General features: G+C 72.3%; 14 protein-coding genes and 1 pseudogene. 11 read left to right on the forward strand and 4 right to left on the reverse strand.

The genetic code is table 11. The features are described from left to right. Nucleotides 1–25: 25 nt before the first annotated feature. Both R4Z63_RS07725 and hrpB read left to right on the forward strand, forming a co-directional pair. Nucleotides 26–874 (forward strand): class I SAM-dependent methyltransferase, encoded by an 849-nt coding sequence (locus R4Z63_RS07725; protein WP_384453599.1) that lies wholly within the window; start codon nucleotides 26–28, stop codon nucleotides 872–874. Between the two features lie 4 nt (nucleotides 875–878). Beyond that, a complete protein-coding gene (hrpB, locus tag R4Z63_RS07730; protein WP_384453602.1) occupies nucleotides 879–3,398 on the forward strand; it encodes an ATP-dependent helicase HrpB in 2,520 nt (839 codons plus the stop codon). Here hrpB and pgfA read toward each other — a convergent pair. Both pgfA and R4Z63_RS07740 read right to left on the reverse strand, forming a co-directional pair. After that, nucleotides 3,388–4,383 carry a cell envelope lipid trafficking protein PgfA gene (gene pgfA / locus R4Z63_RS07735; protein ID WP_384453605.1) on the reverse strand — a complete coding sequence of 332 codons (996 nt, stop codon included), beginning with the start codon at nucleotides 4,381–4,383 and terminating at the stop codon, nucleotides 3,388–3,390. The two genes, hrpB and pgfA, sit on opposite strands and share 11 nt — an antisense overlap. Nucleotides 4,384–4,397: 14 nt before the next feature. Next, complete coding sequence (locus R4Z63_RS07740; RefSeq protein WP_384453607.1) at nucleotides 4,398–4,538, reverse strand: SPW_0924 family protein; 141 nt, start codon at nucleotides 4,536–4,538, stop codon at nucleotides 4,398–4,400. A 344-nt stretch (nucleotides 4,539–4,882) separates the two neighbouring features. Here R4Z63_RS07740 and R4Z63_RS07745 point away from each other — a divergent pair, with 344 nt between their 5' ends. Beyond that, the gene (locus tag R4Z63_RS07745; protein WP_491522647.1) at nucleotides 4,883–5,179 is read left to right on the forward strand and encodes a hypothetical protein; all 297 of its coding nucleotides are present in this window, start codon (nucleotides 4,883–4,885) and stop codon (nucleotides 5,177–5,179) included. A 164-nt stretch (nucleotides 5,180–5,343) separates the two neighbouring features. Here the strand turns inward: R4Z63_RS07745 and R4Z63_RS07750 are convergent. Continuing rightward, nucleotides 5,344–5,397, reverse strand: a pseudogene (locus R4Z63_RS07750) (hypothetical protein); the annotation flags it as partial. Between the two features lie 61 nt (nucleotides 5,398–5,458). On the opposite strand from R4Z63_RS07750, the gene R4Z63_RS07755 reads away from it, so the two are divergent. Both R4Z63_RS07755 and R4Z63_RS07760 read left to right on the forward strand, forming a co-directional pair. Further along, complete coding sequence (locus R4Z63_RS07755; RefSeq protein ID WP_491522648.1) at nucleotides 5,459–5,818, forward strand: hypothetical protein; 360 nt, start codon at nucleotides 5,459–5,461, stop codon at nucleotides 5,816–5,818. 368 nt (nucleotides 5,819–6,186) lie between these two features. Next, a complete protein-coding gene (locus R4Z63_RS07760) occupies nucleotides 6,187–7,047 on the forward strand; it encodes a DUF4184 family protein (protein WP_037926672.1) in 861 nt (286 codons plus the stop codon). A 40-nt stretch (nucleotides 7,048–7,087) separates the two neighbouring features. Here R4Z63_RS07760 and polA read toward each other — a convergent pair whose 3' ends face one another. Beyond that, a complete protein-coding gene (gene polA / locus R4Z63_RS07765) occupies nucleotides 7,088–9,811 on the reverse strand; it encodes a DNA polymerase I (RefSeq protein WP_384453615.1) in 2,724 nt (907 codons plus the stop codon). A 200-nt stretch (nucleotides 9,812–10,011) separates the two neighbouring features. Between polA and R4Z63_RS07770 the strand changes: the two genes are divergently transcribed. The 6 genes from R4Z63_RS07770 (at nucleotide 10,012) to R4Z63_RS07795 (ending at nucleotide 17,913) form a co-directional block, all read left to right on the forward strand. After that, nucleotides 10,012–12,282 (forward strand): FdhF/YdeP family oxidoreductase, encoded by a 2,271-nt coding sequence (locus tag R4Z63_RS07770; RefSeq protein WP_384453618.1) that lies wholly within the window; start codon nucleotides 10,012–10,014, stop codon nucleotides 12,280–12,282. A 54-nt stretch (nucleotides 12,283–12,336) separates the two neighbouring features. Continuing rightward, on the forward strand, nucleotides 12,337–12,828 hold the full coding sequence (locus R4Z63_RS07775) for a PaaI family thioesterase (protein ID WP_037926677.1): 492 nt from the start codon (nucleotides 12,337–12,339) through the stop codon (nucleotides 12,826–12,828). A 130-nt stretch (nucleotides 12,829–12,958) separates the two neighbouring features. Beyond that, nucleotides 12,959–13,360 (forward strand): hypothetical protein, encoded by a 402-nt coding sequence (locus R4Z63_RS07780; protein ID WP_384453622.1) that lies wholly within the window; start codon nucleotides 12,959–12,961, stop codon nucleotides 13,358–13,360. 540 nt (nucleotides 13,361–13,900) lie between these two features. Further along, nucleotides 13,901–15,133, forward strand: a complete 1,233-nt coding sequence (locus R4Z63_RS07785) for a branched-chain amino acid ABC transporter substrate-binding protein (RefSeq protein ID WP_037926683.1) — start codon at nucleotides 13,901–13,903, stop codon at nucleotides 15,131–15,133. A 108-nt stretch (nucleotides 15,134–15,241) separates the two neighbouring features. Further along, nucleotides 15,242–16,174: a branched-chain amino acid ABC transporter permease gene (locus tag R4Z63_RS07790; protein ID WP_037926685.1), complete on the forward strand. Its 933-nt coding sequence runs from the start codon at nucleotides 15,242–15,244 to the stop codon at nucleotides 16,172–16,174. Nucleotides 16,175–16,179: 5 nt separating this feature from the next. After that, on the forward strand, nucleotides 16,180–17,913 hold the full coding sequence (locus R4Z63_RS07795; RefSeq protein WP_384453638.1) for a branched-chain amino acid ABC transporter permease: 1,734 nt from the start codon (nucleotides 16,180–16,182) through the stop codon (nucleotides 17,911–17,913).

Below are 17,913 nucleotides of genomic sequence, written 5' to 3' on the forward strand. Positions count from 1 at the left end.
TTCGCAGACTACGACGGCGGGCCCCATGAACCAAGAGGACGACACCCTCGAAGACGCGTACGCGGCCGATCCGGCCTCCGCGGACGACGCCGAGGCCACGCGCCGTGACGCCGGGGAAGCGGAGAGCAGCCGCGCGAGCCGCGGCTGGTGGGACCGCAACGCCGACGAGTACCAGAGCGAGCACGGCGCGTTCCTCGGCGACGACCGCTTCGTGTGGGGGCCCGAGGGCCTCGACGAGGCGGACGCCGCCCTGCTGGGCCCCGCCGCCTCCCTCAAGGACAAGGACGTACTGGAGATCGGCGCCGGCGCCGCCCAGTGCTCCCGCTGGCTGGCCGCCCAGGGCGCCCGCCCGGTGGCCCTCGACCTCTCCCACCGCCAGCTCCAGCACGCGCTGCGCATCGGCGACGACATCCCGCTGGTCGAGGCCGACGCCGGTCGGCTCCCCTTCCGCGACGGCTCCTTCGACCTCGCCTGCTCCGCCTACGGAGCCGTGCCCTTCGTCGCCGACCCGGTGAACGTTATGCGGGAGGTCCACCGCGTCCTGCGCCCCGGGGGCCGCTGGGTCTTCTCGGTGACCCACCCCGTCCGCTGGGCCTTCCCCGACGAGCCCGGCCCCGAGGGCCTGACCGTCTCCGCCTCCTACTTCGACCGGACCCCCTACGTCGAGCAGGACGAGCGGGGCCGCGCGGTCTATGTGGAGCACCACCGCACCGTCGGCGACCGCGTCCGCGACGTGGTGGCGGGCGGCTTCCGCCTCCTCGACCTCGTCGAGCCCGAGTGGCCCGAGTGGAACGGCCAGGAGTGGGGCGGTTGGTCCCCGCTGCGCGGCAACCTGATCCCTGGCACCGCGATCTTCGTCTGCGAGAGGGCCTGACGCCTTGATCCGCCAGGCCGCCCTCGACGCCCTTCCCGTACGGGGGGCCCTGCCCGGACTCGTCCGCGCGCTCGGCGCGCACGGCACCGCGGTGCTGTGCGCGCCGCCGGGCACGGGCAAGACGACGCTGGTGCCGCTGGTGCTCGCGGGCCTGGTGGGCGGCGGGCCGCGGCGCCGGGTGGTGGTGGCCGAGCCGCGGCGGATCGCCGCCCGGGCGGCGGCGCGCCGGATGGCCTGGCTGCTGGGCGAGCGGACCGGCGAATCGGTCGGCTTCACGGTCCGCGGCGAGCGCGTGGCCGGCCCCGGCACGCTCGTGGAGGTGGTGACCACCGGAGTGCTGCTCCAGCGGCTCCAGCGCGACCAGGAACTGGCCGGCGTGGACGTGGTCGTCCTGGACGAGTGCCACGAGCGGCACCTGGACGCGGACACGGTCGCCGCGTTCCTCCTCGACGTACGGCAGACCTTGCGGCCGGAGTTGCATCTGGTGGCGGCTTCCGCGACGACCGACTCCGCCGGCTGGGCCCGGCTGCTCGGGGACGCGCCGGTGGTCGAGGCCGCGGGGGTGGCGTACCCGGTGGAGACCGTCTGGGCTCCCCCGGCCCGGCCGGTGCGGCCCCCGCACGGGATGCGGGTGGACCCGGCGCAGCTGGCGCACGTGGCCTCGGTGGTGCGCCGGGCACTGGCGGAGCGTTCGGGTGACGTGCTGTGCTTCCTGCCCGGCGTCGGTGAGATCGCACGGGTGGCGGGCCTGCTGGGCGGCGTGGACGCCGAGGTGCTCCAGGTCCACGGCCGGGCCCCGGCGACCGTGCAGGACGCGGCGCTGACGGCCTCGGACCACCGCCGGGTGATCCTCGCGACGGCGGTGGCGGAGTCGAGCCTGACCGTCCCCGGGGTGCGCGTGGTGGTCGATTCCGGGCTGGCCCGCGAACCCCGGGTGGACCATGCCCGCGGTCTGGGCGCGCTGGCGACCGTGCGGGCCTCCCGCGCGGCCGGGCGCCAGCGGGCGGGCCGGGCCGGGCGTGAGGCGCCGGGCGTGGTGTACCGCTGCTGGACGGAGGCGGAGGACGGCCGGCTGCCGGCGTTCCCTGCGCCGGAGATACGCGTCGCCGACCTGGCGCAGTTCGCCCTGCAAGCGGCCTGCTGGGGCGACCCGGACGCGTCGGGGCTGTCGCTGCTGGACGCGCCGCCGGCCGGGGCGATGGCAGCGGCGCGGGAGGTGCTCGTGGCCGTCGGGGCGGTGGACGCCGCCGGGCGGCCGAGCGCGCGCGGGCAGCGGATGGCCCGGCTCGGGCTGCACCCGCGGCTGGCACGGGCGCTGCTGGACGGCAGCACCGCGCTCGGCGCCCACCGGGCGGCGGGGCTGGTGGCACTGCTGAGCGAGGAGCCGCCGCGCGAGTACGGGGACGACCTGGCCGCGGCCCTGCGTCGGGCCCGTGCGGGCGGCGATGCCTACGCCGCCCGCTGGCGCGCGGAAGCCCGCCGCCTGGAGCGTGCCGCGGACCCCGCCGCCGGGACCGCGCCCGGCAGCCCGCTCGGGCGCGACGTCCCGGACGATGCCGCCGCCGGCCTCGTCGCCGCCCTCGCGTTCCCCGAGCGGGTGGCGAAGGCCAGGGGCGAGGGGGCCTTCCTGATGGCCTCCGGGACCGGGGCCGGGCTCGGCGACGGGTCGTCGCTGCGGCAGGCGCCCTGGCTGGCGGTCGCCGTCGCGGACCGACCCGCGCACTCCGCCTCGGCGCGGATCGGGCTGGCGGCGATCATCGACGAGGACACCGCCCTGGCCGCCGCAGCACACCTGCGCACCGACGCCGAGGAGGTGCGCTGGGAGGGCGGGGACGTGGTCGCTCGCGAAGCGCACCGGCTCGGGGCGATCGAACTGGCCGTGCGGCCCCTGCGCGCCCCCGCCCCGGCGCTCGTGCGGGCCGCCCTGCTCGACGGGCTGCGCACGGAGGGGCTGGACCTGCTGCGCTGGTCGCAGGACGCGCGGGCACTGCGGGACCGCCTCGGCTTCCTGCACCGGACGCTCGGCGCCCCGTGGCCCGACGTGGCCGGCGCCGCCGCGCTGCTGGAGCGGGCCGACGACTGGCTGGAGCCCGAGCTGTCCCGGGCCAGGCGGCGCGCGGACCTGGCCCGGATCGACGCCGGGCAGGCCCTGAACCGGCTGCTGCCATGGGCCACCGGCGAGGCGGTCCGGCTGGACGAACTGGCGCCCGAGCGGATCGAGGTGCCCAGCGGATCCCGGATCCGCGTCGACTACGCGCCCGAGCAGCCCGTACTGGCGGTGAAGCTCCAGGAGCTGTTCGGGCTGGCGGAGACTCCCCGGGTGGCGGGGGTGCCCGTACTCGTCCACCTGCTGTCGCCGGCCGGGCGCCCGGCAGCCGTCACCTCCGACCTGGCCTCCTTCTGGCAGGGCGGCTACCGCGCCGTCCGTGCGGAGCTGCGCGGCCGCTACCCCAAACATCCCTGGCCGGAGGACCCGGCCACGGCTGAGCCCACCCGCCACACCAACGCCCGGCTCAGGCGCTGACCCCGTCCGCGTCCTGCGGGGCGCGCGCGTCCCGCACGCGGCGGCCGCGGGCCTCCAGCAGCAGGGCCAGCCCGAGCAGGGCGAGGCCTCCGGCGGCCAGGCCGACCGGGGCGTAGGTGTGCAGGGCGAGGACCTTCGCCCGGTTCGCCTTGACCAGGTCGACCGTGTGGTCGGAGTAGTCCTCGCGCAGGGTGACGTGCCCGGCGAAGGCGGTGAGCCTGCCGTCGGGTCCGCCCGAGGCGATGCCGCCGCGCATCTCCTGCTGGATGTCCTGTTCGGCGTTGACGGGCGCCCCGGTCACCGGGTCGACCCAGAAGCGCACCGTGGCGGTGTACCAGAGGGTGGTACCGGTGGCCGCCTCGATCGTCGCCGGGTCGATGCCCTCGATCGGCATCTTCTTCGGCATGGCCACCTTGGTCCAGGGGATGGTCTGCTCGAAGTAGTAGACGTCCATGCCCTTGAAGCGGCGCGGTCCGACGTAGTGGATCGGCGAGGAGGTGCGGGTCTGGGCGTCGAAATAGAGGTAGTCGCGCGGTTCGGTGAAGAAGGGCCACTTGAACTCGATGCCCTGGCGCCTGACCGGATCGCCGTCGACCATCTCCCCGGTGGCGTGCACCGGGTCCTGGGTGTGCGCGTCGAAGATGTAGCGCTCGGGGATCTGGGAGACCATGTTTCCGTCCGGGCCGATGATGTGGGACAGCGTGTCCCAGACGACGACGTCCTTGCCCGTGTCGGCCTCGATCTCCCTGGAGGCCTCCACGTTGCCCTTGAGGGTCTGCACGATCGTGACCTTGTCGACCTTCTTGGGCTGCATGCCGCCGGCGTAGTCGAGGAGGGTGGCGTCCCTCGCCTCCAGGACCATCTCCTGGTACTGGTTCGGCGGGATCTTCGCCAGTCGCGGGTACGCGTACCAGCGCAGCAGCGGCGCGAGCGCTGCGCAGAACACGGCCAGGGCCAGCAGGACAAGGCTCGCTCGGCGTCGCACGGCCGGGCCCTCCTCTACTTTCCGGGCGCGGGGGGCGCGGTGGTGAGCAGCGGCTTGGGCGAGGTCTCGCCTTCGGGCACCCCGAAGGCCGTGACGGCGAGGACGAGGGCCAGCGCGGCCGCGAGGCCGATGGCGGCGGCGACGAGTGCGCGCATGCCGGGACTCCGGAATCTGATGAGGTGTCAGAGATGGGGCACCGTAGCAACGCGGGGGCGAGATGAGAACCGTCAGGTCGACGGTCCACCGCGGCGGGCGGACACGCCGGACCGCGCGCCCGCGAGGTGGCGGGCGGCGACCGTCGACGGCGAGCCGCGGGGCGCCGCTACCGGGCCCGGGTTTCCGTCGACGCGGGGGTCCGGGCGGGCTCCGGCGTGACGGCGGGCGCGGGGGTCCGGGTGCCCGTCGCGGCCGGGGTGGGCCGGTGGGACGGGGGCACGGTCGGACTCGGCGTGGGGGGTCGGCGTCGGCGTCGGGGTCGGCGTGGGGGGGCACGGTCGGCGTGGGGGTCGGCGTCGGCGTGGGGGTCGGCGTCGGGGGCACGGTCGGGCTCGGCGTCGGGGTCGGCGTCGGGGTCGGCGTGGGGGGCACGGTCGGCGTCGGCGTGGGGGTCGGCGTCGGCGTGGGCGTCGGGCTCGGCGTCGGCGTCGGCGTCGGTGCGGGCGTGGGGCCCGGGTCGGTCGTCGGGGTCGGCTCGGGGGTCGGGGTGGGCTTCGGGTCCGGCTTCGCGGGCGGGGCGGGCTTCGCGGGCGTGGCCGTACCTCCGCTGTCCGGGACCTCGTGGGTGCCGTTGAGGTAGTACGTGAACCAGGACCGGACCGTCCGCAGGTACTGCGTGGAGTGGTTGTAGGAGAGCACCGCCCGGTCCAGGTCGGCCCCCACCCTCAGGTCACGGTCGCCCGCGCACAGGTAGCGGGCCGCCGCGAGGGCCGCGTCGTGCACGTTGTTCGGGTTGCGGCGCCCGTCGCCGTCGGCGTCCTGGCCCCAGACCGCCCACGTCGAGGGGATGAACTGCATCGGCCCGACCGCCCGGTCGTACCGCGCGTCGCCGTCGTGGACGCCGCCGTCGGTGTCGGGGATGTTCGCAAAGCCGTTGCCGTCGAGCACCGGTCCGAGGATCGGCCGCAGCGTGGTCCCGGCCGCGTCCACCCGGCCTCCGCGCGCCTGCCCGGACTCCACCTTCCCGATGGCCGCGAGGAGTTGCCAGCGCAGTCCGCAGCCGGGGTCGCTCCGCCCGACCGTCCTCTCGGCCCGCTGGTACGCCACGAGCACGCTCGCCGGTATCCCCCGCGCCCCTTCCGGCGGCCCGGTCACGACCGGCGCGGAGGGTGGTTCGGGCCGCGCCGCCGGGTCCGCGCCCGCTTCCTGCGGCAGCCCCTCCGGGAGCAGCACCTCGGGCGGCTGCGGGCTGACCAGCGGCGGCAGTTCGGTGAAGTAGGTCGAGTCGCTGCCGCTCGCACCGGCCGGGAGCGACCCGTCCGTCCTCCCGCCGGCGGCCGGCGGCGCGTGCGGACCGGAGCCCGCGGGCCCCTTCGAGGCGGTCAGCGCGGCAACGGTCAGCGCACAGACCAGCGCCGCCGCAGCTCCCTTGCGCGGCCTGCGGCCGAATATCCGGGACGACATGGCCGGACCCCTCCCCCTCGACGTCCGCGTGACCCTACGTCAACTCCCTGCAACCGGCACGCACCACGGGCCGGATTTCACCGGATCCCCACGTCCTCCGGCAGCTCACGCATAATGTCGGCACCCTTCGGGAGCATTGGCCCGAAGTGTGGAACGACCACAGCAACGTCCCGAAGAGGTGCCATGCCGTTCACTCTCAGCCATGCGGCCGCCGTCCTTCCGGCCGTCCGCCGGACGGGGCGTGCACGGGGGCCCCTCGTCGCCTCCGCGATGGTCCTCGGCTCCTTCGCGCCGGACGCCTTCTACTTCTCCGACGCGGTCGTCGAGGGCTTCATGGCGTACGGGAGCTTCACGCACTCGCTGCTCGGGGTGTTCACGCTGGACGCGGTCCTCACCGCGCTCCTCACGGGATGCTGGCTGCTGCTGCGCGAGCCGCTCGTGGCGCTCCTGCCGGGCCGTCGGCAGGGCAGGGTGCACGCCTTCCTGCGGGGTGAGGAATGGCGTGCGCGCCGCCGACTGCCCGCGCTGGCCGCCTGGTTCTACGTGTCGGCGGTCACCGGTTCGCTCACGCACGTGCTGTGGGACAGCTTCACGCACCCGGGCCGGTGGGGGACGAACGCACTGCCCTGGCTGGGCGAGCCCGTCGCCTTCGGTTTCCCGCCCTACACCTTCCTGCAGTACGGCACATCGGCGATCGCGGCCAGTGCGCTGCTGTGGTTCACGGCGACCGCGCTGCGCAGGCTGCCGGCCACCCCGCCGCCCGCGTCCGTGCCGGTCCTCGGCCGCGCGGAGCGCTGGGGCGCGCTGGCGCTGATCGGGGCGGGCGTCGCGGTCGGGGTGGCCTTCCGCGTGGTCCGCTTCTTCACCTTCTTCGACCGGATCCGTACGCCCCTCGACATCGTGCCGACCGTCTGCTTCGGGGCGGGTGGCGGCCTGTGCGTGTCCCTGCTGGTCTACGGGATCCTCGTACGCCTGCGGCAGCGCCGCGACCGCGACCGGCGGGGCACGACCGAGGAGACGCGAACGCCCGTCCCCGCCGGCTGAGCGGACGGGGACGGGCGCTGCGCGCGGGCCGTCATAGGGATCAGTGCGCGGCGGACTCCCAGTCGGCGCCGACGCCCACCGACACGTCCAGCGGGGCGCGCAGCTCGACGGCGGCGCCCATCTCGCGGCGCACCAGCTCCTCCACCTGCTCGCGCTCGCCGGGGGCGATCTCCAGCACGATTTCGTCGTGGACCTGGAGCAGCATGCGCGAACGCAGGCCGGCTTCGGTGATCGCCCTGTCCACGCGCAGCATCGCGACCTTGACGATGTCGGCGGCGGTGCCCTGGATGGGGGCGTTGAGCGCCATCCGCTCGGCGGCCTCGCGGCGCTGACGGTTGTCGCTGTTGAGGTCGGGCAGGTACCGGCGGCGGCCGAAGACGGTCGCCGTGTACCCGGTGGCCCGTGCCTCTTCCACGACGCGCTGGAGGTAGTCCCGGACCCCGCCGAAGCGCTCGAAGAAGGTCTCCATCAGGCCGCGCGCCTCGGCGGGCTCGATGCCCAGCTGCTGGGAGAGGCCGAAGGCGGAGAGCCCGTAGGCCAGGCCGTAGGACATGGCCTTGATCTTGCGGCGCATCTCGGCGTCGACCTGGTCGCGCTCCACGCCGAAGACCTGGGAGGCGACGGTGGTGTGCAGGTCCTCCCCGGAGGCGAAGGCCTCGATCAGGCCCTCGTCCTCGGAGAGGTGGGCCATCACGCGCAGCTCGATCTGGCTGTAGTCGGCCGTCATCAGCGACTCGAAGCCCGCGCCGACGACGAAGCCGCGGCGGATGGCGCGTCCCTCGTCGGTGCGCACCGGCACGTTCTGCAGGTTCGGGTCGGTGGAGGACAGGCGGCCGGTGGCGGCGACGGTCTGGCTGAAGCTGGTGTGCACCCGGCCGTCGGCGGCGATGGTCTTGACCAGGCCCTCGACGGTGACGCGCAGCTTGGCCTGCTCCCGGTGGCGGAGCATGATCACCGGCAGTTCGTGGTCGGTCTGCGAGGCCAGCCAGGCCAGTGCGTCGGCGTCCGTGGTGTAGCCGGTCTTGGTCTTCTTCGTCTTCGGCAGGTCCAGCTCACCGAAGAAGACCTCCTGGAGCTGCTTGGGCGAGCCGAGGTTGAACTCGTGGCCGACCGCCGCGTGCGCCTCCTTGACCGCCTGCTGCACGGCTCCCGCGAACTGCTGCTCCATGGCCTCCAGGTGGTCGCGGTCGGCGGCGATGCCGGCGCGTTCCATCCGGGCGAGCAGCTCGGAGGTCGGCAGCTCCATGTCGTGCAGCAGCTCCGCCGCGCCCACCTCGGTGAGCTTGCCGGAGAAGGCGTCGCCGAGGTCCAGGACCGCGCGGGCCTGTGCCATCAGCGCTTCGGCCTCGGCCGTCTCGTCGGCGCCGAAGGCCAGCTGCCCGTCCGCCGCGGCGGGGGCCAGCTCGCGGTGCAGGTACTCCGTGGACAGGGCGTCCAGGGCGAAGGAGCGCCGGCCCGGCTTGACCAGGTAGGCGGCGAGCGCGGTGTCCATGGTGACGCCGGCGAGGCGCCAGCCGTGCTCGGGGAAGACCCGCATCAGACCCTTGGCGTTGTGCACGACCTTGGGGCGGGCCGCGTCGGCGGCCCAGGCCGCGAAGGCCCGCTCGTCGGCCTCGTCGAGCTCGGCCGGTGTGAACCAGGCGGCGGGTCCCCCGGCGGCGGCCAGCGCGATCTCGGCGACGCTGCCCTGGCCCAGGGCCCAGCTGTCGACGGTCGCGAGGCCCAGCGGCCCGCCCGCGTGGGCCTCCAGCCACGGCGTGAGCTCGCCCGTGCCCAGCACGGAGGCGTCGAGCTCGACGCCGGCCGCGGGCGCCGGGGCGGCCTCCTGCTCGGCGGCGCCCGGGTCCACGGCCAGCAGCCGCTCGCGCAGCGACGGGTTGCGGATCTCCAGCACGTCCAGGACACCGGTGACCGCGGACCGGTCGTACGGCAGGCGGACCAGGTCGGTGGCGCCGCTGGGCAGCTCCACGTCCTTGACCATCTCGGTCAGGACCCGGTTGAGCTTGACGGCCTCCAGGTGGTCGCGGAAGTTCTGCCCGGCCTTGCCCTTGACCTCCTCGGCGCGCTCCACGAGCTCCGCGAACGACCCGAACTGGGTGATCCACTTGGCGGCGGTCTTCTCGCCGACGCCCGGGATGCCGGGGAGGTTGTCGGACGGGTCGCCGCGCAGCGCCGCGAAGTCCGGGTACTGCTGCGGGGTCAGCCCGTACTTCTCCTCGACCTTCTCCGGCGTGAAGCGGGTCAGCTCCGAGACGCCCTTGGTCGGGTAGAGCACGGTCGTGTGCTCGGACACGAGCTGGAAGGAGTCCCGGTCGCCGGTGACGATCAGCACCTCGAAGCCGAGGGCCTCCGCCTGCGTCGCCAGGGTCGCGATGACGTCGTCGGCCTCGAAGCCTTCGACGGCGAACCGCGGCACCTTCATCGCGTCGAGGAGCTCGCCGATCAGCTCGACCTGGCCCTTGAACTCGTCCGGTGTCTTGGAGCGGTTCGCCTTGTACTCGGGGAACTCCGTCGAGCGCCACGTCTTGCGGGACACGTCGAAGGCCACCGCGAAGTGCGTGGGCGCCTCGTCGCGCAGCGTGTTCGCCAGCATCGACGCGAAGCCGTAGATGGCGTTGGTCGGCTGCCCCGTCGCGGTCGTGAAGTTCTCCGCGGGCAGCGCGAAGAACGCCCGGTACGCCAGGGAGTGCCCGTCCATGAGCATCAGGCGGGGGCGGTCCGCTGCGGTCGTCTGGTCCGTCTTCTTCGATGCTGAATCTGCCACGTCCCCGATCCTAGGCGCCCCCACCGACAATTCCGGCCCGTCGTCCCCCCGGGCGCACCGGCCCCGGCGGACGCCCCCGGCGCACCGGCCCGGGCGCCGCGAACACCGGACCGCCCTCCCCCGATACCCGTGGGTCGTGCAAGGATCGAAGCACGCGGCCACCCGTGCTGCGCCCGTACGAACGCTCGAAGGGGAGCGCGATGGCGACCAAGCCGCCCACAGGTGATCCGGTACAGGACGCACCGCAGGTCACACCGCCCAAGCACGCGGCGGCCGGCCTTCCGGCGATCGGCCACACCCTGCGGATCGCGCAGCAGCAGATGGGCCTGGCCCGCACCGCCCGCACCCTCCTCAAGGTCAACCAGAAGGACGGCTTCGACTGCCCCGGCTGCGCCTGGCCCGAGGGCGACAAGCGGCACACGGCCGAGTTCTGCGAGAACGGCGCCAAGGCCGTCGCGGAGGAGGCCACCCTGCGCCGGGTCACCCCCGCCTTCTTCGCCGCGCACCCCCTGAGCGACCTGGCCGGCCGTTCCGGCTACTGGCTGGGCCAGCAGGGCCGCATCACCCAGCCGATGTACCTGCCCGAGGGCGGCGACCGCTACGAGGCGATCAGCTGGGAGCGCGCCTTCGAGGTCATCGCCGAGGAGCTGACCGCGCTCGGCTCCCCCGACGAGGCCCTCTTCTACACCTCGGGCCGCACCAGCAACGAGGCCGCGTTCCTCTTCCAGCTCTTCGCCCGCGAGTTCGGCACCAACAACCTGCCCGACTGCTCCAACATGTGCCACGAGTCCTCGGGCTCGGCGCTGACCGAGACCATCGGGATCGGCAAGGGAAGCGTCACCCTCGAAGACCTCCACCAGGCCGAGCTGATCATCGTCGCCGGGCAGAACCCGGGCACCAACCACCCGCGCATGCTCTCCGCACTGGAACGGGCCAAGGCCGCCGGCGCGAAGATCATCTCGGTGAACCCGCTGCCCGAGGCCGGTCTGGAGCGGTTCAAGAACCCGCAGACCCCCCTCGGCATGCTCAGGGGCACGGCCCTCAACGATCTCTTCCTGCAGATCCGCATCGGCGGTGACCAGGCCCTCTTCCGCCTCCTGAACAAGCTCGTCATCGAGACCGAGGGGGCGACCGACGAGGCGTTCATCCGCGAGCACACCCACGGCTACGAGGACCTCGTGGCCGCCGCGAAGGAAGCGGACTGGGACGAGACCCTCGCGGCCACCGGCCTGACCCGGCCCCAGATCGAGCGCGCGCTGGCCATGGTCCTGGCCTCGAAGCGCACGATCGTCTGCTGGGCGATGGGCCTCACCCAGCACAAGCACGCCGTCGCCACCATCCGCGAGGTCGTCAACCTCCTCCTGCTGCGCGGCGACATCGGCCGCCCCGGCGCCGGCGTCTGCCCCGTCCGCGGCCACTCCAACGTCCAGGGCGACCGCACCATGGGCGTCTTCGAGCGGCCCGCACCCGTCTTCCTCGACGCCCTCGACAAGGAATTCGGCATCACCTCGCCGCGCGGCCACGGCTACGACGTGGTCCGCTCCATCCGGGCGATGCGCGACGGCACCGCCAAGGTCCTCTTCGCCATGGGCGGCAACTTCGTCGGCGCCACCCCCGACACCGAGGTCACCGAGGCCGCGATCCGCCGCACCGCCCTGACCGTCCATGTCTCCACCAAGCTCAACCGCTCCCATGCGGTCACCGGCCGGCGCGCGCTGATCCTGCCCACCCTCGGCCGCACCGACAAGGACGTCCAGGCCTCCGGCAGGCAGTTCGTCACCGTGGAGGACTCCATGGGCATGGTCCACGCCTCGCGCGGCAACCTGGCCCCCGCCTCCCCGCAGCTGCTCTCCGAGCCGGCCATCGTGGCCCGGATGGCCCGCGCCGTCCTCGGCTCCGCCTCCGCCACCCCGTGGGAGGAGTTCGAGCGCGACTACGGCGCCATCCGCGACCGGATCGCCCGCGTGGTGCCCGGCTTCGAGGACTTCAACGCCCGCGCCGCCCGGCCCGAGGGCTTCCGCCTCCCGCACGCCCCGCGCGACGAGCGTCGCTTCCCCACCAGGACGGGCAGGGCGAACTTCACCGCGGCGCCCGTCGAGTACCCGCGGGTCCCGCCGGGCCGGCTACTGCTGCAGACCCTGCGCAGCCACGACCAGTACAACACCACCATCTACGGCCTCGACGACCGCTACCGCGGCATCACCGGCGGCCGCCGCGTCGTCATGGTCAACCCCGCCGACGCGGCGGAGCTGGGCCTGGCCGACGGCTCGTACACCGACCTGGTGAGCGAGTGGCAGGACGGCGTGGAACGGCGCGCGCCCGGCTTCCGCGTCGTGCACTACCCGACCGCCCGGGGCTGCGCCGCGGCGTACTACCCCGAGACGAACGTGCTGGTCCCGCTCGACTCGACCGCGGACACCAGCAATACCCCGGCCAGCAAGTCCGTCGTCGTGCGCTTCGAACCGGCCTGATAGAACGACCTCAGGAATTGATGGTTAACGAGCGTTGACGAACGGAGCCTGGCCATGGGCGAGCAGCACGCAGTGAAGTTCCCGCAGGAGGTCCTCGACGAGTACGCGGCCCTGGGGGTCGACCTGCCCGCGCTGTTCTCGGCCGGAGACCTCGGTGAGCGCATGGACCTCCGCATCCTGGAGGCCTCGGCCGACCGCGTCGTCGGCACCATGCCCGTCAAGGGCAACACCCAGCCCTACGGACTGCTGCACGGCGGGGCCTCCGCCGTGCTGGCCGAGACCCTCGGCTCGATCGGCGCCATGATGCACGGCGGCATCAGCAAGATCGCCGTCGGCGTGGACCTCAACTGCACCCACCACCGGGGCGCCCGCAGCGGCATCGTGACCGGCGTTGCCACCCCGGTCCACCGCGGCCGGTCCACCACCACCTTCGAGATCGTCATCACCGACGAGCAGGACAAGCGGATCTGCACCGCCCGCCTGACCTGCCTGCTGCGCGAGGTCGACCAGGTCGCCGGCGGCGCCGAGGCCCACGCACAGGCCTGATCCGGCCGCGCCCCCGAGCAGCGGAGCCGGGGTGGGCACCCCGGCTCCGCAACCGCCCGGAATCCGCCAATCCGCACGCTTCGCGGTGACATCCGTTGTCTCACCGGCGGTCACCGCCTACCGTCCCCCCATGGGGACCATGCCACGCACGGCCCGGTACGCCGCCCACACCCTGCTCGCGGCGCTCGCCCTGGCCGGATGCTCATCCTCCGCACCACCCTCCGCGGCGGGCTCCGTGAGCCGCTCCGCCCCCACTCCCGCCTCCCCCGTACAGGTGTGCACGAGCCTGGTGTCCTACTGGGCGAAGGAAACCCTGCTGGGCACGCAGTGGTCCGGCCTCGACTGGGAGCAGAAGGGGCTGTCCAACGCCCAGTACGCGATCCACGAGGACGCAGTGGCCGCCGGGCGCGCGGAGGAGCGAACTGCCGGACAGGACAAGGCACTTGAGCTGATCGACCGGTTCGTCGCACGGCGCTGCGCCGCCCAGGGCGGCGCGACGGAGAGTTCGGAGAACTGGCGCCCCCCGATGTGACCGCCGTCACCGCATTCCGTGCATGCTGTCCGCCTTCCGGGCAGATCCCCTCTCCCGAATGAATCGCAGGTGAGAGGCCTTTCCGCCGACAAGCCAAGATCATTCACGGCTTCCGCGCAACACGGAGATCGTCACTCTACGTAATGCCCAGGACGGCTCGAATCCGCCTTTTCCCCTGGGAATGACCACCCGGAGGATTCTCCCGGGTACGCGCAGCCACATTCGGCTCAATTTGATCAAAGACAGGAGCATGAAGCCCTCAAGCCCCTTAGAAGAACTGCGATTTCTCACGATGCGGACGATCTCAGGGGCACCTAAATGTCCGGTTTGTTGAAACTCCCGCCACACATTCTTGGCCTTGGCATAACAAGAGCGTCACATCCTCCTTTCCCGCCTCCCGGTGCTCGCCACCTCGGCCCTAGAGTCACGGCCAGTCACCGCGCCGCAGGGCGCGAATCAGCACGGCCGTGGACCTCTCCAGTGCGGCCCGGCGACCCAACGGCACCTCGACAGAGGGCTGCGCCAGGGAAAGGAAGAATCGTGCGACACCGTTCTTTGCTCATCCTCACCACCGTGATCACCACGGGAGCACTGACCCTCACCGCTTGCGGATCGCGCGACGGAGGCTCCAAGGACAACAGCGGCGGCAAGAAGACCGTCGTCGTCATCGGCGTCGACGCCCCGCTCACCGGATCCCTCTCCGCTCTCGGTCAGGGCATCAAGAACTCCGTCGACCTCGCGGCCAAGACGGCCAACAAGAACAACGAGGTCCCGGGCATCGAGTTCAAGGTCGAGGCCCTCGACGACCAGGCCGTCCCGGCCTCCGGCCAGGCCAACGCCACCAAGCTCGTCGGCAACAAGGAGGTCCTCGGCGTCGTCGGCCCCCTGAACTCCGGCGTCGCACAGCAGATGCAGGGCGTCTTCGCCTCCGCCAAGCTGGCGCAGGTCTCCCCGGCCAACACCAACCCCGCGCTCAGCCAGGGCGACAACTGGGGCAAGGGCGAGTTCAAGCGCCCCTTCGACACCTACTTCCGCACCGCCGCCACCGACGTGGTCCAGGGCAAGTTCGCCGCCCAGTACCTCTTCAAGGACGCCGGCAAGAAGAAGGTCTTCGTCGTCGACGACAAGCAGACCTACGGCGCCGGTCTGGCCGCCATCTTCTCCGACGAGTTCAAGAAGCTCGGCGGCGAGGTCGTCGGCACCGACCACGTCACCGTGAAGGAGACCGACTTCTCCTCCACCGCCGACAAGGTCAAGTCCTCCGGCGCCGACTCCGTCTACTTCGGCGGCCAGTACCCCGAGGGCGGCCTGCTCGCCGACCAGATCAAGAAGACCGGCGCCAACGTCCCGCTCATGGGCGGCGACGGCATCCAGGACCCGGCGTTCATCAGCGCCTCCGGCGAGCCGAACGAAGGCGACCTCTCCACCTCCATCGGCTACCCGGTCGAGAAGCTGGACACCGCCAAGAAGTTCATCGAGGACTACAAGGCCGAGGGCTACAAGGACCCGTACGCCGCCTACGGTGGCTACTCCTACGACGCCGGCTGGGCCGTCATCCAGGCCGTCAAGGCCGTCGTGGCCGCCAACAGCGGCAAGCTCCCCGACGACGCCCGCGCCAAGGTCGTCGAGGCTCTCGGCAAGGTCTCCTTCGAGGGCGTGACCGGCAAGGTCGCCTTCGACGAGTACGGCGACACCACCAACAAGCAGCTCACGGTCTACAAGGTCGAGGGCGGCAAGTGGATCGACGTCAAGAGCGACACCTTCAACCAGTAAGCCCGCAGCACCAGGCATGACCCGCAACACCTGAACCAACGCCGCGCGAGGGCGCAAACAGTGCCCTCGCGCGGAGTCATATCCGACACGCTCATCGGAGGCCCTGCGGTGCACGAACTGCCGCAACAGCTGGCCAACGGCCTGGCCCTCGGTGCTCTCTATGGCCTCATCGCCATCGGGTACACCATGGTCTACGGCATCGTCCAGCTCATCAACTTCGCCCACGGCGAGATCTTCATGATCGGTGGCTTCGGCGCGCTCACCGCCTACACCATCCTCCCGACCGGCACCACCCTGCTGATCGCGATACCAGTCATGATCGTCGGCGGCGCCCTCTGCTCCGTCGCCGTGGCCTGCGCAGCCGAGCGCTTCGCCTACCGCCCCTTGCGCGGCGCCCCCCGGCTCGCACCCCTCATCACCGCAATCGGCCTCTCGATCGCGCTCCAGCAGCTCGTCTGGCAGTTCTACCCGGACGCCAAGAAGGCTGTCAGCTTCCCCGAGTTCAGCGGCCCGTCCTTCAAGATCTCCGACAGCCTCGCGATCCAGCGTGCGGACCTCTTCGTCCTCATCCTCGCCCCGCTGTGCATGCTCGCCCTCGGCGTCTTCGTCCGCAAGAGCCGCAGCGGCCGCGCCATGCAGGCCACCGCGCAGGACCCGGACACCGCGAAGCTGATGGGCATCAACACCGACCGCATCATCGTCATGGCCTTCGCCATCGGTGCCGCGTTCGCCGCCGTCGCCGCCGTCGCCTACGGCCTCGACAAGGGCCAGATCAACTTCGAGATGGGCTTCATCCTCGGTCTGAAGGCCTTCACCGCGGCCGTCCTCGGCGGCATCGGCAACATCTACGGAGCCATGGTCGGCGGTGTCGTCCTCGGACTCGCCGAAGCCCTCTCGATCGCCTACATCGAAGAGATCCCCGGCATGCAGCAGCTCGGCGGCGGAGCCTGGTCCAACGTCTGGGCCTTCGTACTCCTCATCGTCGTCCTGCTCGTGCGGCCCCAGGGCCTGCTCGGCCAGCGCGTCACGGATCGGGCGTGAGAACCATGACCACCAACACCACCCCGCAGACGCAGGCACCGACGCAGGCCGCGAAGGCGGCACCCGCACCGGCCGCGCTCCTCTACGCGATCGTCGGCGGCAGCCTCCTCACCATCCTCAGCGCCTTCCTCGCCTGGACCTGGACCGACGAATTCCCCGGCGACCTCACCTTCTACGGCAGCCCCGCCGGCCTCCAGTACGTCACCCTCGCCGGTGCGGCCCTCACCCTCGTCCACGCGCTCTCCGCGCTCGGCGTCAAGGGCTTCGCCTGGCTCACCCCCGCCGGCTCCCGCAAGGCCATCTGGTTCCTGGCTCTCGGCAACCTGGCCGCCACCTGGTTCACGGTCCTCGCCATCACCGTCGTCCTCGGCGGCGTGATCAACCTCGAACCCGGCGCCTACGTCGCCCTCGTCGGCTCGCTCGTCCCGGCCCTCGCCGCGCACAAGCTCCCCGACGACAGCCGCAAGGCCGCCCCCGGCAAGGAGCTCCCCTCCTGGGCCGAGATCCTCGTCATCACCGGTGTCTTCGCCCTCGGCCTCTTCGTCATCACCTTCGGCATCGACACCGATGACAAGGAACCGCAGCTCTTCGTCGCCTACCTGATCACGGTCGGCCTCGCGGCCCTCGCCCTGAACAAGTCGGGCCTCCTCGCCCGGTTCTCGGTCCTCACCGCGAAGAACCGCCAGGTCACCCTCCTCGGCACCGCGGCCGCGGCCATCGCCTTCCCGTTCATCCAGCAGAGCGGCGACACCTACACGCTGATCGCGGTCAACATCCTGATCTTCGCGACCGTCGCCCTCGGCCTCAACATCGTCGTCGGCCTCGCCGGCCTCCTCGACCTCGGATACGTCGCCTTCCTCGGTGTCGGCGCCTACGCCGCGGCCCTGGTCTCCGGCAGCACCGCGTCCGCCTTCGGCATCCACCTCCCCTTCTGGGCGGCGGTCATCGTGGGCGCCCTCGTCTCGCTCGTGTTCGGCGTGGTCATCGGTGCGCCGACCCTCCGCCTGCGCGGCGACTACCTCGCCATCGTCACCCTCGGCTTCGGAGAGATCTTCCGCATCGCCATGGGCAACCTCGACGGCACCTCCGGCCCGGACATCACCAACGGTCCCAACGGCATCCCGAACGTCCCCCACCTGGAACTCTTCGGGTGGAACTTCGGCGAGTCCCACACCGTCGCCGGCATCGAACTCGGCGCCTACGCCAACTACTACTTCCTGATGCTGCTGGTGATGGCCCTGGTCGTCGTGGTCTTCGCCCGCGCCGGCAACAGCCGCATCGGCCGCGCCTGGGTCGCCATCCGCGAGGACGAGACCGCCGCCGAAGCCATGGGCATCAACGGCTTCAAGGTCAAGCTCATCGCCTTCGCCCTCGGCGCCACCCTCGCGGGCCTCGCCGGCACCGTCCAGGCGCACGTCAACACCACGGTCGTCCCCGAGAACTACGTCTTCGCCGGGCCCGTCCCGCCGAACTCCGCGTTCCTCCTCGCCGCCGTCATCCTCGGCGGCATGGGCACCATCCGCGGCCCCATCCTCGGCGCCGCACTCCTCTTCCTGATCCCGGCGAAGCTGGCCTTCCTCCAGGACTACCAGCTCCTCGCCTTCGGCATCGCCCTCATCCTGCTCATGCGCTTCCGCCCCGAAGGCCTCATCGCCAACAAGCGTGCGCAGCTCGAGTTCCACGAAGACACCGCTGACCAGGCCCCCCAGGACCTGGCCACCGCCAAGGCGGGGGCGTGA

The organism is Streptomyces sp. PL-29, assembly GCF_058344425.1.

Excerpts from the sequence above, each read along its gene's own strand:
- R4Z63_RS07740 (WP_384453607.1), bottom strand. The coding sequence starts at position 4,538 with ATGCGCGCACTCGTCGCCGCCGCCATCGGCCTCGCGGCCGCGCTGGCC.
- R4Z63_RS07775 (WP_037926677.1), top strand. The coding sequence starts at position 12,337 with ATGGGCGAGCAGCACGCAGTGAAGTTCCCGCAGGAGGTCCTCGACGAG.
- R4Z63_RS07770 (WP_384453618.1), top strand. The coding sequence starts at position 10,012 with ATGGCGACCAAGCCGCCCACAGGTGATCCGGTACAGGACGCACCGCAG.
- R4Z63_RS07755 (WP_491522648.1), top strand. The coding sequence starts at position 5,459 with ATGTTCGCAAAGCCGTTGCCGTCGAGCACCGGTCCGAGGATCGGCCGC.
- R4Z63_RS07725 (WP_384453599.1), top strand. The coding sequence starts at position 26 with ATGAACCAAGAGGACGACACCCTCGAAGACGCGTACGCGGCCGATCCG.
- R4Z63_RS07795 (WP_384453638.1), top strand. The coding sequence starts at position 16,180 with ATGACCACCAACACCACCCCGCAGACGCAGGCACCGACGCAGGCCGCG.
- R4Z63_RS07780 (WP_384453622.1), top strand. The coding sequence starts at position 12,959 with ATGGGGACCATGCCACGCACGGCCCGGTACGCCGCCCACACCCTGCTC.
- R4Z63_RS07760 (WP_037926672.1), top strand. The coding sequence starts at position 6,187 with ATGCCGTTCACTCTCAGCCATGCGGCCGCCGTCCTTCCGGCCGTCCGC.